The following is a 12,739-nucleotide window of genomic DNA, read 5'->3' as shown; positions in this document are numbered from 1 at the left end:
TATGGTAGATTTGGGGCAAAAAGGGTGGAAGCAATTCCACCTTTTTTATTGGAATAAACTCAAATATTGCTTCACAAAAGTCAATTTTATTCTCTTTATCGGATATATTGACCATTCATCTAAAAAGTTTTTTTCATAGAAATAGCTGCCATACATTTACTGAACCATAACATTAGTAGGTTAAGTTTATGGTAGATTTGGGGCAAAAAAGGCGAAAGAAATTTCGCCTTTTTTATTGGACTAAACCCACCTAGCTAAACCGGAATACAAAAAAGTAGGCGCAAAAAAAAGACGAATAACCCTAAGGTCACTCGTCTATTCTATGTTTGTAATGCTATCTACTATTTATCTAAAGCAAATCTTCTAGCTACTTCCGTCCAGTTAATAACACTAAAGAAAGCTTCAATATAATCTGGTCTTCTGTTTTGGTAATTCAAGTAATAAGCGTGCTCCCAAACATCCATTCCTAAGATTGGAGTTCCACCACAACCAACTTCTGGCATCAATGGATTATCTTGATTTGGAGTACCGCAAACGTCTAATTTACCACCTTTGTGTACACATAACCAAGCCCATCCTGAACCAAATTGTGTTGCACCTGCTTTAGCAAATTTAGCTTTAAATTCTTCAAAAGTCCCAAAAGAAGACTCAATTGCCGCTAACAAATCACCTGTTGGTAATCCACCACCGTTTGGAGACATTACTGTCCAGAACAAATTGTGATTGTAAAAACCACCACCGTTGTTACGAACAGCAGCATTTGATTTATCTAAATTAATTAAGATATTTTCAATTGTCTTTCCTTCTAAATCTGTACCTGCAATTGCAGCGTTTAAATTAGTTGTATAAGCATTATGATGTTTTGAATGGTGAATTTCCATTGTACGAGCATCAATATGTGGTTCTAATGCATCATATGCATAAGGTAATTGTGGTAATTCAAAAGCCATGATATTATGATTTTATGGTTTATAATAATTTATCCCAAATTTAAACATTTAACTTTGGAATAGAAAATAGTATTTCGTTATAATTTGATTTAAATAATTGATCCTCTTTTTTAAAAAGAACTATACTACTGTAAATCTTTACTTTCCATTAAAAGTAGTCATCGTGTTTTCCAATCCAGCTGTTCCAAACGATTTAATAATTTCTGAAGCAACTTCTAAACGTTCTGGCAATTTTGCCTTTTCCTCTTCATCCCAATCCCCCAACACATAATCCACTTGTTGCCCCTTCTTAAACTGATCACTTATCCCAAATCGAAAACGAGTGTACTGCTGTGTATTGAGAACAAGATTAATGTTTTTCAGTCCGTTATGACCACCATCACTCCCTTTTGGCTTGATACGAATCGTTCCAAATGACAGATTTAAATCATCAGTAACCACTAGAATGTTTTCTAAGGGAATATTTTCTTTATCCATCCAGTATTTGACCGCCTTACCGCTTAAATTCATATAGGTATTGGGTTTCAACAAGAAAAAGGTTCTTCCTTTGAATTTATACTCCGCTAATGTACCCAATTTTACAGTCTCAAAAGACAGACCTTCTTTTTTAGCAAGAAAATCAAGCACCTTAAAACCTATGTTATGTCTTGTATTTACATATTCAGCACCTATATTGCCTAAACCTACAATTAAATATTTTTTCATATTATCAATGTTCTCTTCTTTTTTCGTTGATGAAAACAGTTTTGTCATCCATTTTATCATGATGCAAAAATAGGCTTAATTTGGTAATTAGGAAATGACCCCATTAGATAATTAGAAAATCTAAGAGTAAGTAGTTTTGTTTGTCCGTGTTTCGCTATTGAAAAGAGCTCAATACCCCCACGATACCTCCTGCACCATAAAAAAGTAAGGGCATAAAAAAAGCACCAGTTTTGCAACTGATGCTTTTGTATTCTGAATTGAAAAAAAATTATTTTTTCTTTCCTTTTGCAGGAGCTTTTGCAGCTTTTGCAGCCTCTTGAGCAGCTTTCATAGCAGCACGAGAGATTCTTACTTGAGCAACAACAGTGTTTTCTGGGTGCATAACTTTGTATTCTGGAGTACCAACTTTAGTAACATATAATTTGTTACCCATTTCAAGTGGAGTGATATCAGCTTCAACAAAATCAGGAAGATTTTTAGGTAAAGCTTTAACTTTTAATTTACGTGTGTTCAAACGTAAAACACCACCTGCAAGAACACCTTTTGATGTACCAACGATTTTTACTGGAACTTCCATTGTGATTTCTTTATCATCAAATAATTGGAAGAAGTCAATGTGTAAAATTTTGTCAGATACTGGGTGTACTTGAATGTCTTGCAAAATTGCATTAAATGATTTTCCTTTTCCAAGTTCAATCACAACTGTGTGTGCATTTGGAGTGTAAACCAAGTTTTTGAATGCTGCTGCTTCTGCTGAGAAGTGTACTGCCTGATTTCCTCCGTATAACACGCAAGGAACCGCTCCAGCATTACGTAAGGCTTTAGTTGATACTTTACCCACGCTTTCTCTTTCTGATCCTTTAATTGTAATCGATTTCATTGTAAAAAAAATATAGTTATTAAATAATATACTGCTTTGATATAATGCGACTGCTCTTTTGAAGCAATGCTTACATTATAAATTTTCCACTGATGGAATTGTTGTGGTGCACCATGTGCATAACTTCAGCAAAAAGAGGTGCACAACTCACGACTTTTATTTTCTTTGATTCTCTCTTTAATGGAATTGAATCTGTAACAATCAATTCACTTAATTTAGAATTTTCAATTTTTTCGTAAGCTCCACCAGATAAAATAGCGTGTGTACAAATTGCTCTAACGCTTAATGCTCCTTTTTCGATCATTAAATCTGCCGCTTTTGCTAATGTTCCACCCGTATCGATCATGTCGTCTACTAATATTACATTACGACCTTTTACTTCACCAATTAGCTCCATAGTGTCGATAACGTTGGCTGCTTTTCTTTGTTTATAGCAGATTACTACATCTGATTCTAAAAACTTAGAGTAAGCATATGCTCTTTTTGAACCTCCCATATCCGGAGATGCAATAGTTAGATTATCTAATTTTAAACTTTCTACATATGGTAAAAAGATAGTAGAGGCAAATAAATGGTCTACTGGTTTTTCGAAAAACCCTTGAATTTGATCTGCATGCAAATCCATTGTCATCACTCTTGTTGCTCCAGCAGCATCTAATAAATTAGCTACTAATTTTGCTCCAATCGGAACTCTAGGTTTATCTTTTCTATCCTGTCTTGCCCAACCAAAGTAAGGCATTACAGCTGTAATGTGTCTTGCTGATGCACGTTTTGCTGCATCAATCATCAGTAACAATTCCATCAAATTGTCAGCAGATGGGAAAGTTGAACATACGATAAAAACACGTAATCCTCTGATTGACTCTTCGTAAGATGGTTGAAATTCTCCATCACTATACGTTGACATCGTTACTTTACCTAACGGAATTCCGTATTGTTCCGAAATTTTTTCTGCAAGATAGACACTTTGTGAACAAGCAAAAATTTTAGCTTCTGGTTCTAGGTGCGACATTTAATTTGTTGTTTTGTAGTTAGTTGTGTGCGTTCTGTTTTAACGAGGTGCAAATTTATAAAATTAATTGGACACTGAAAGGAAAATTTTAAGTATTTTTTGTTGGACATTTAATATTATTTTTTACATTTGCACCGTGTTAAAGGAATAAGGGCACTTATGATATCATAACCAAACTTATTCTATTGCGTTAAAATAATTGATTTATTAATTATTTTTTCGTCTGCTAAGCCCGGATGGCGGAATTGGTAGACGCGCTGGTCTCAAACACCTGTGGGAAACCGTGCCGGTTCGACTCCGGCTCCGGGTACATAAAACCTCTGAAATCTTTTGATTTTCAGAGGTTTTTGCTTTTTAGGGTGGTCATAAGGGTAGCCCTAATCTAATTCTAGATCACTTCAATCATCCTTTTCTCAAAAACTACGGTGCTTTTAGCACATACATTTCTATACATACAAAAAGAAAGCAACTGAAGTAAATTAAAAAAATACTTTAGTTGCTTTAAAATCAAATGGGTTTGATTTTTTACTAAAAAATAGTATACCCAAATATAAAATCTACTGCGTTATATCTTACAGAGTAGTTTTGATAATTCATTAATTCTTTCTTTGTATTTAATCTTGCTTCTACTGAGAATTTGCTTTTGAAACTATACCCCAAACCAAAAGCAAAATTGGTATCGGACTCACTTTCTAAATTTGATTTACTATTACTCCCTGCTGTCATATTAGTATAGGTTATATTGGTTTGACCCTTTATATCAAATGAGTATGTAGCATTAATGAAAATTTTTGAGTTTTGATTTAAAAACATATAATGTCTTATACCAATTGGTATCTGTACAGAACTGTACTTTATTTTCACATTATAAGGTGTTGCCGGATTTTCTATCATACTCCCACTATTATAAGTATAATTTTTTTCGTTTTGGTATTTTTGATAGGTGGGATTGACAAATAAACTCCATTTATTTTTATTAAAAGGAAATACATATTCTGCCTCTGCACCAATTTTGAAACTAACTTTACTACCGAAGTCAACATTTAGTTGGGAAGCAACGTTGTCTTTCGCTGATGATGAAATAACACTTAAACCAGGTGTTATTTTAACAAAGAATAGTTTTTGACTTGTCTTTGTCTGCTTTTTTTCATTTACAATAGGTTTGATATTATTGTATTTTGAGAAATAATAGATCAAATCAGCCTTTTTATAAGTAAGAGTTTGAATGTCTTTTTCGGTTATATTGGAAGATTTGACATTATTTAAAAGCTGCTTTTTGAATTCATTGTTTTCACTTACGTTTTCCCCGTCTTCTCTAAAATAACTAACATGCACTAATTGCTCTGTAGGAATTGTTTGTGTAGCATAAAAGAATCTATTCATACTACCATCAGTATAACTATACAAGATCGCCTCTCCATCTATGAGCACTTTCAGAAATATGGTCTCTTCTTTCCATTTTGGATTTCTGTCTTTTGTTATTTCATTTAGTGCATCACTTGAACGATCAATTTTAATTTTAAATCTTTTATACTTGCACTCATTGTCAATGCTAAACTCTTGTGTAGTGGCAATGCTTTGAGTTTTTATCTCTGAATCATTAAGCTGTAACTTATACTTGAAATCGGTTGGCGTATTCATCCAATCATAATTTCTTATAAAGCATTCAATTTTTTTTCCATCATTTTGAACAAAGTATCCTTTTTCAAATGAGATTTGTGCCGTGGTAAAAGTGCAATAAAGTAGTAACGTAATTAGTAATTTTATTTTCATAATTGATTTTTGGTTTTGCGCGTAAAAGTAACCAAATCAATTGATATGCAAATAAAAAGCTACATTTTTTATACTGTTTTCTGTTGTGTTTTCACCAACAGCAATTACCGAGTAAACCTCGGTAACGGTATAGTGTCAGTTGAACATTCGAATAATACAGACATTGCTTTTTGAGAGAGCCAAATTTGAGTCAGACTCTAATACGGCAGCACTCCAAAATACAACTATGTGCCTTACACTCTAAAAAGCTCACAAGTTGCATTATGCCGAATAGGAAAATTACAAGAGTTCGCTATAAAACACAATTCATTGGCTTTTTTATGCAGCTCGATTGCCAATTCCATTTTATCTTGATTTGAAATCTTTACTTTAGGATTTAGCTGTACTTCCGTAAAGCGCCCACTTCCATCTGGAGAAACTTCTAATATTGCTTCAGCCTTATCTTCATATTCCAGGACTTCTATTGCGTTTTGAGAGCATACATAAAAATAAGACATCATATGACACGAAACCAAACTACTCAGTAGCAAATCTTCCGGATTGTATAACTCAGGATCACCTTTGAACGCTTTTGCCGCCGAAACAGTCAAAACCGGTTTTCCTTTGATCCTAATTTTATGACTTTTACTGTAAAATCTCTTCGATGACTCTTCTTTATCTTGGATTGCAGTCCACTTTGCTTCTGCTTGGAATAAATGTTTCATTTTATGTTTGTCTTTGCTTTTGCTAAGTTATGATTTTACCCGCTAAATTATTTACTCTCGTAAAGACACAGAATTGCATGGGTTAAAAACCTTCATCTTACGCGAGCCCTTCGCTCTTTTTACGGCACAAAAAAAACCTCGAAAGGAATACTTTCGAGGTTTTCAGATAATTGAATTAGTAAACAAATTCTAAGACTATTTTTTCACTGAGAATTTAAAAGTAGTTTTAGTTTTATAATTTTCTCCCGGGTTTAAAAGCGTTGTCGGGAAGTTTTTCTGGTTTGGAGAATCGGGATAATGCTCTGTTTCTAAACAAAGACCCGACCTGTGTCCGTAAGTTCCTCCATTGCGTGTTGGCAAAGTTCCGTCTAAGAAATTTCCAGAGTAAAACTGAATTCCAGGCTCGTCAGTAGTCACTTCCAGTATTCTTCCACTTGCCGCATGGAATACTTTTGCAATTATTGTTTTTCCTTTTTCAGTATTGTTTAATACCCAACAATGATCGTAACCTTTCCCTCTTTCTAATTGTCCATTCTTAACTTCGATGTCTTTACCAATTAATTTTGGCGTTCTAAAATCAAAAGGAGTATTGGCCACATCTTCTAATTTTCCTGTTGGAATTAAAGTCGCATCGACTGGAACTAATTTATCTGCATTCAACGTCAATTCATGATCCAAAATTGTTTTAGAAAAGTCTCCAGACAAATTGAAATAAGAATGCTGTGTAAGGTTCACAACGGTTTTCTTATCTGTAGTGGCTTCATAAAGCACTTCTAACTGATTATCATTTGTTAATGTATAGGTTACGAAAACCTGTAAATTCCCAGGATAACCTTCTTCCATATCTTTACTTAAATACGATAATTTTAAGGAAGCCATATTTCCGGATTTCACCTCATCGGCCTTCCAAACTACTTTAAAGAAACCTTTCGGCCCACCGTGCAAAGCATTTGGTGCATCATTTATAGCCAATTGATAGTCTTTCCCATCTAAAGAAAATTTGCCCTTCGCTATTCGGTTTCCGTATCTTCCGATAAGGGCTCCAAAAAATGGATTTTCCTTTTCATATTGTGCCAGAGAATTAAATCCAATTACCACGTTTTCAGAAACACCTTCCTTATTGGGTACTTTTAAATCTGTAATGATTCCTCCAAAAGTGATGATATCCACTTCCATCCCATTTTGGTTTTTCAACTTATAACTATCAATTTTTTCTCCTTTTGAAGTGGTTCCATAAGAAGATTTTTCGATGGTTACAGTCGCTTTTTCATCTGAAGAAACTGCTGTAGGACCTGTTTTTTTATCGCTTTTGCATTGCACTGAAATTGCAGCCAGACTCAGCAGGCTTAATCCAAAAACACAACGTTTTAATACATTCATAAATACTATTATTAAATTAGTAAAATCTCAAAGTCAAGTGCTTCAAAGTAACTAAATCTTTAGGACTTTTCAACAGATTAAAGCCCGTGCTGAAACAAATGGAAGTAAGCTTCGTTAGCATTGATTTTATCTTTAAACTCTCTTACGGTTGTTTTTTCATCGATAACCAATAATTCAATTCCAGCGATATCAGCAAAATCTTCCATGTATTCCGTTGTAATAGCCTGGCTGTAGACAGTATGATGGGCTCCTCCAGCTAAAATCCAAGCGGTAGCTGCAATATCAAGATTTGGTTTGCAATCCCATAAAACTCTCGCAACGGGTAATTTTGGTAAATCTGCCATTGGTTTTACTGCTTCAACTTCATTGACTATTAAACGGAAACGATTCCCCATATCAACCAAAGATACATTGATAGCATCTCCAGCAGGAGAATTGAATACCAAACGTGCTGGATCTTCTTTTCCTCCAATTCCTAAGGGATGTACTTCACATGAAGGTTTTGCATCCGCAATTGACGGACAAATTTCTAACATATGAGATCCTAAAACATAGGACTTTTGAGGTGTAAAATGATAGGTGTAATCTTCCATGAAAGAAGTTCCTCCTTCAAGCCCCACATTCATTACCTTTAATACTCTCACCATTGCAGCGGTTTTCCAATCGCCCTCACCACCAAAACCATATCCATCGGCCATTAATCTTTGTGTTGCAATTCCAGGTAATTGTTTCCAAGCTCCAAGGTTTTCAAACGTATCTGTAAAAGCTCCAAAACCTCCTTCTTCAAGGAATGCTCTTAAACCCAATTCAATTTTTGCTGCTTCAACTAATGAGCTTCTTTGCGCCCCACCTTCTTTTAATGAATCCGTTAAAGTATATGAAGCTTCATAAACAGCTAACAAATCCTGTAATTGCTGATCGGTAACTTTCTCTATATGTTGAGTAACATCTGATGAATCATAACCGTTAACAGACATTCCAAAACGAATTTGAGCTTCTACTTTATCCCCTTCAGTAACAGCAACCTCACGCATATTATCACCAATACGAGCAACTTTTAAGTTTTGCAGTTCGTCCCATCCTAAAGCCACTCTTGTCCAAACTCCCAATTTATTTAAAACACGAGGATCTTCCCAATGTCCAACCACGACCTTACGCTTTTTACGCATTCTTGACATGATAAAACCAAACTCACGATCTCCATGTGCCGACTGATTTAAGTTCATAAAATCCATATCAATGGTTCCCCATGGAATTTCAGCGTTGTATTGGGTATGCAAATGACACAAAGGTTTCTTTAAAATACTTAGTCCACCAATCCACATTTTTGCAGGTGAGAAAGTATGCATCCAAGCGATAATTCCGATACAGTTTTTAGCTCCGTTTGCCTCTAAACAAACCTCTAAAATCTGAGAAGGAGATTTTACCACCTCTTTATAAACTACTTTCACTGGTATATGAGAGTCCCCATCTAATCCTTTGGCCATTATCTGCGAATGTTCCGCTACTTTCCTAAGTGTTTCTTCACCATATAATTCCTGGCTTCCTACTACAAACCAAACTTCTTTTTGTGCTATATCTATCATGTGTTGTATTGTTTTTTCAAGTTTCAGATTTTAAAATTGTCCAAAATCTTTGTTCTTTACTCTTTTATTTTTTATCTAAATTATTGTCCGTAATAGGAGTCTTTTCCGTGTTTACGGTTGTAATGTTTTTTTACTAAAGAATCCTTTAATCTTGGTGCGCTGGGGTTTATTTGTAAAGTCAAATAGGCCATTTCAGCTACGACTTCTAAAACCTTGCTGTTGTAGACTGCTTTGGCAGCGTTTTTACCCCAGGCAAACGGCCCGTGATTTCCGATCAGAATCATTTCTACTTCTTCATATGAAAGATTCTTCTCTTTGAAACAATCCAAAATCTGAATTCCGGTATTGTGTTCGTAGTTACCTTCAATAAGCGAATCTGCCATCGGGGGCGCACACGGAATGTCAGCTGTTAAATGATCTGCGTGTGTAGTTCCTAAAATCGGAATATCTTGTTGTGATTGTGCCCAAGCAACCGAATATGTCGCATGTGTATGTGCAACACCGCCAATATTTGGCCAGTGCTTATACAGGTATGCATGCGTTTTTGTATCTGAAGAAGGACGCATCGATCCTTCTATAATTGTATTGTCAAAATCGACAATAACAATATCTTCAGGTTTTAAAGCTTCGTAAGGAACGCCGCTTGGCTTAATAGCAAAAACCCCCCTCTTTCTATCAACGGCACTTACATTCCCAAAAGTATAAACCACCAAATTCAATGCATTTAACTGCATATTGGCTTCGTAACATTCTTGTTTTAAATCTTTATAAAGAGAATTCATATTGAGCTTTTTTAATAGTTGGATCTTCGAAAGCACTCAATTGATCGTAAGCCAATAAGAGTTTGTGATAGGCTGCTACCTTGTCTAATTGTGGAAAATATTCTCCATCAAAATCACTTCCCATTTTTTGGCTTGCTTCAATTACGTTGGAATAAATTCCTGCTGCTACCGCTGCATAAATCGCCGCTCCTAAAGCTGGAGTTTGGTCCGAAGCTGCAATTTTAATTGGCTTGTTTAAAACATTCGCTAAAGTCTGCATGATAAAAGGTGATTTTCTGGCAACGCCCCCAATTCCGATCACGCTATCAATTTTTACCCCTTCTTCTTCAAAACGATCTACAATTTTCTTAGCTCCAAAACAAATAGCATTTACTAAAGCTTTAAAAATATGTGGTGCCTTTGTTCCTAAAGATAAATTTGAAATTGCACTTTTTAATTCTTGGTTTGCATCGGGAGTTCTTCTTCCATTGATCCAATCTAAAGCAATTGGAAGACTATCTGAAACCGCAATTTTCTCTGCCTCTTTGGTCAATTCAACAATTAACTTGTCACTAAATTCTTCTTTTAATTGCTCTTTTTGTGCCGCATTTAAAACAGTAGAATTCGTTAACAAATGATCTGTTGGCCAGAGTAATAATTCTTTATACCAAGCCAATAAATCTCCGAAGGCAGATTGTCCTGCTTCTAATCCAATATAACCTGGAAGAACAGAACCGTCAACCTGGCCGCAAATACCACGAACCGTTTTAGATCCCACTTCTTCTTTTGAGCCTACTAAAATATCACAGGTTGAAGTTCCCATAACGCGTACTAAAGTATTTTCTCCAATTTTTGCGCCAACTGCTCCGGAATGTGCATCGAAAGTTCCAACCGCTACAACTGTCTCTGTGGAAAGTCCTAAACGATCTGCCCATTCTTTGCTTAATTTTCCGGCAACTACATCAGATGTATAGGTTTCATCATATAAATTACCGCGTAGTGTTGCCAAATACGGGTGTAATTTTTCTAAGAATTCAACTGGCGGCAAACCATTCCAGTCTTCATGCCACATGGCTTTATGACCTGCAGCGCAACGGCTTCTTTTAAATGATTTTATGTCTTTATCTTCAATTAATAAGTAGGTCATTAAATCGCAGTGCTCCATCCAAGTATGCGCCGCAGTTCGAACAGCTTCATCTTCTCTGGCAATGTGCAGGATTTTTGCCCAAAACCACTCTGATGAATAAATTCCACCGACATACTTTGTCACGTTTTCCCCGCCCCAACTTACAGCCAGCTCGTTGATTTCGTTTGCTTCATTTATGGCCGTATGATCTTTCCATAATACCATCATCGCATTGGGATTTTCCTCAAAACCTTTTGTCAAGGCCAACGGAATTCCATCTTTGGTTACTGGAACTGGAGAAGACCCCGTTGTATCAATACAAATCCCACGCACTTGTGAAGGATCAACCTTGCTTTCTTTTACAACGGTTTGAATGGTAATTTCCAAACCTTCAATATGATCTAAAGGATGCTGACGAAATTGATTTTTCGATGCATCACAAAACTGCTTATTCTTCCATCTTTTATAATGAGAAACATTTGATGCTAGTTCTTGCCCGTTTTCAGTATCTATTAACATAGCGCGAACAGAATCTGTTCCGTAATCTAATCCTATAACGTAATTTTTCATTAGAAATCCATTTTATGATAATGACAAATATATAGATAAATAATTTATAAGTGTATAAAAAACACTTAACAAAAACAACAATAGTATTTTTTACTAATAACACATAAAAACAGTCATTTAACCTTAAAACAAAAAATAAATGTTAGTTTTACACTTGTAGTGTTGCGATTATTTCAACTTAATCTCCAAAACACTAACTCAGTAGCCTCACAAATCCTATTGAACTTTACTTTCATTTACCTAAAATTCGTTTTCTAATGACCTAATTTTTGGTTATAGTACCGAAAGAGCTTTTATATTTTTATCTTTGAATTTGAATTACACTTTGTTCAAAAAAGTAACTTTTCACACCACTGTAAACCTTTTGTTCTGAAAAACCACTAATTTTGATCACGAAAACGATTGAAAAAAGGAATATCTTTTAGTAATTTTCAAATCAAGGATCACTTTTTCATCACTCTTTAAAAGAACATAGTAATTAAGTGTAAAATACACATTAATAAATTATGAAACGAATTAGGAACTTTATATATTTACCGATAAAATATTAAATATGCTAAACAGTTATAGCTCTGCAGATAAGGTTTTATTAGCTGTAGATTGTATCATTTTCGGATTTGATCATCAAGGACTAAAAATACTTTTAATCAAAAGAGACTTTGAACCTGAGAAGGGAAAATGGTCTTTAATTGGTGGCTTCTTAAAACGAGATGAAGTATTAGATAAAGCAGCCATAAGGATTTTAAATACGTACACTGGGCTAAACGACATTTATATGGAGCAGCTGTATGCCTATAGCGAAATTGACCGTGACCCTGTCGAAAGAACTATCTCCGTTTCTTATTATGCCTTAATCAATATCGAAAATCATAATGCAGAATTAATTAAGAACTATCATGCTCAATGGTTTAGTATTGCCGATGCACCAAATTTGATTTTTGACCACAACGAAATGGTGCAGCACGCCATTAAAAGATTGCGCTACAGAACGTCCATACAACCAATTGGATTTGAATTATTGCCTGAAAAGTTTTCTATGCGTCAATTATTAGAATTGTATGAAGCTATTTTAAGCAAAGAACTAGACAAGCGTAATTTTATCAGCAAAATAAATTCTTTAGAGATTCTAAATAAGTTAGAAGAAAAAGACATGCAATCATCCCGAAAAGGATCTTATTTGTACACTTTCAATAAAGAAAAATATGAAGAAAAATTACTTAACGATTTTGTATTGAATTTGTAATTTCAACTGTTTCCGATGGTTTTTTGTAGATCGAAATTGGTTCACAAAA

General features: G+C 34.8%; 11 protein-coding genes and 1 tRNA gene. 2 read left to right on the top strand and 10 right to left on the bottom strand.

Annotated elements, in window-relative coordinates; all coding sequences use genetic code 11:
• Positions 1-341 precede the first annotated feature (341 nt).
• The 4 genes from AC51AA_RS13735 to AC51AA_RS13720 form a co-directional block, all read right to left on the bottom strand.
• Positions 342-950: a superoxide dismutase gene (locus AC51AA_RS13735; RefSeq protein ID WP_500702802.1), complete on the bottom strand. Its 609-nt coding sequence runs from the start codon at positions 948-950 to the stop codon at positions 342-344.
• A gap of 138 nt (positions 951-1,088) precedes the next feature.
• On the bottom strand, positions 1,089-1,715 hold the full coding sequence (gene pth / locus AC51AA_RS13730; protein WP_500702801.1) for an aminoacyl-tRNA hydrolase: 627 nt from the start codon (positions 1,713-1,715) through the stop codon (positions 1,089-1,091).
• A gap of 208 nt (positions 1,716-1,923) precedes the next feature.
• On the bottom strand, positions 1,924-2,535 hold the full coding sequence (locus AC51AA_RS13725) for a 50S ribosomal protein L25/general stress protein Ctc (protein ID WP_500702800.1): 612 nt from the start codon (positions 2,533-2,535) through the stop codon (positions 1,924-1,926).
• A gap of 70 nt (positions 2,536-2,605) precedes the next feature.
• A complete protein-coding gene (locus AC51AA_RS13720; protein WP_500702799.1) occupies positions 2,606-3,547 on the bottom strand; it encodes a ribose-phosphate pyrophosphokinase in 942 nt (313 codons plus the stop codon).
• A gap of 230 nt (positions 3,548-3,777) precedes the next feature.
• Here AC51AA_RS13720 and AC51AA_RS13715 point away from each other — a divergent pair.
• Positions 3,778-3,857 (top strand) — tRNA-Leu (locus AC51AA_RS13715).
• 218 nt (positions 3,858-4,075) lie between these two features.
• Here the strand turns inward: AC51AA_RS13715 and AC51AA_RS13710 are convergent.
• The 6 genes from AC51AA_RS13710 to AC51AA_RS13685 form a co-directional block, all read right to left on the bottom strand.
• The gene (locus tag AC51AA_RS13710; protein WP_500702798.1) at positions 4,076-5,320 is read right to left on the bottom strand and encodes a porin family protein; all 1,245 of its coding nucleotides are present in this window, start codon (positions 5,318-5,320) and stop codon (positions 4,076-4,078) included.
• 233 nt (positions 5,321-5,553) lie between these two features.
• Entirely contained in the window at positions 5,554-6,024 is a 471-nt protein-coding gene (locus AC51AA_RS13705) for an OsmC family protein (protein ID WP_500702797.1), read from the bottom strand.
• A 195-nt stretch (positions 6,025-6,219) separates the two neighbouring features.
• A complete protein-coding gene (locus tag AC51AA_RS13700) occupies positions 6,220-7,404 on the bottom strand; it encodes an aldose epimerase family protein (protein ID WP_500702796.1) in 1,185 nt (394 codons plus the stop codon).
• A 77-nt stretch (positions 7,405-7,481) separates the two neighbouring features.
• Positions 7,482-8,990 (bottom strand): L-arabinose isomerase, encoded by a 1,509-nt coding sequence (araA, locus tag AC51AA_RS13695; protein ID WP_500702795.1) that lies wholly within the window; start codon positions 8,988-8,990, stop codon positions 7,482-7,484.
• 80 nt (positions 8,991-9,070) lie between these two features.
• Entirely contained in the window at positions 9,071-9,772 is a 702-nt protein-coding gene (locus AC51AA_RS13690) for an L-ribulose-5-phosphate 4-epimerase (protein ID WP_500702794.1), read from the bottom strand.
• Entirely contained in the window at positions 9,756-11,447 is a 1,692-nt protein-coding gene (locus AC51AA_RS13685; RefSeq protein ID WP_500702793.1) for a ribulokinase, read from the bottom strand. The genes AC51AA_RS13690 and AC51AA_RS13685 overlap by 17 nt, the downstream gene beginning before the upstream one ends.
• Positions 11,448-12,000: 553 nt before the next feature.
• Between AC51AA_RS13685 and AC51AA_RS13680 the strand changes: the two genes are divergently transcribed.
• The gene (locus AC51AA_RS13680; protein WP_500702792.1) at positions 12,001-12,690 is read left to right on the top strand and encodes an NUDIX hydrolase; all 690 of its coding nucleotides are present in this window, start codon (positions 12,001-12,003) and stop codon (positions 12,688-12,690) included.
• Positions 12,691-12,739: the final 49 nt, after the last annotated feature.

This window comes from Flavobacterium sp. OHVDL-2026-0007, assembly GCF_059882335.1.
This window is presented reverse-complemented; position numbering and strand designations above follow the sequence as displayed.

What these genes read in the sequence shown, in the direction of transcription:
- AC51AA_RS13735 (WP_500702802.1), bottom strand. Translation starts at nt 950, where the DNA reads ATGGCTTTTGAATTACCACAATTACCTTATGCATATGATGCATTAGAA.
- pth (WP_500702801.1), bottom strand. Translation starts at nt 1,715, where the DNA reads ATGATAAAATGGATGACAAAACTGTTTTCATCAACGAAAAAAGAAGAG.
- AC51AA_RS13725 (WP_500702800.1), bottom strand. Translation starts at nt 2,535, where the DNA reads ATGAAATCGATTACAATTAAAGGATCAGAAAGAGAAAGCGTGGGTAAA.
- AC51AA_RS13720 (WP_500702799.1), bottom strand. Translation starts at nt 3,547, where the DNA reads ATGTCGCACCTAGAACCAGAAGCTAAAATTTTTGCTTGTTCACAAAGT.
- AC51AA_RS13710 (WP_500702798.1), bottom strand. Translation starts at nt 5,320, where the DNA reads ATGAAAATAAAATTACTAATTACGTTACTACTTTATTGCACTTTTACC.
- AC51AA_RS13705 (WP_500702797.1), bottom strand. Translation starts at nt 6,024, where the DNA reads ATGAAACATTTATTCCAAGCAGAAGCAAAGTGGACTGCAATCCAAGAT.
- AC51AA_RS13700 (WP_500702796.1), bottom strand. Translation starts at nt 7,404, where the DNA reads ATGAATGTATTAAAACGTTGTGTTTTTGGATTAAGCCTGCTGAGTCTG.
- araA (WP_500702795.1), bottom strand. Translation starts at nt 8,990, where the DNA reads ATGATAGATATAGCACAAAAAGAAGTTTGGTTTGTAGTAGGAAGCCAG.
- AC51AA_RS13690 (WP_500702794.1), bottom strand. Translation starts at nt 9,772, where the DNA reads ATGAATTCTCTTTATAAAGATTTAAAACAAGAATGTTACGAAGCCAAT.
- AC51AA_RS13685 (WP_500702793.1), bottom strand. Translation starts at nt 11,447, where the DNA reads ATGAAAAATTACGTTATAGGATTAGATTACGGAACAGATTCTGTTCGC.
- AC51AA_RS13680 (WP_500702792.1), top strand. Translation starts at nt 12,001, where the DNA reads ATGCTAAACAGTTATAGCTCTGCAGATAAGGTTTTATTAGCTGTAGAT.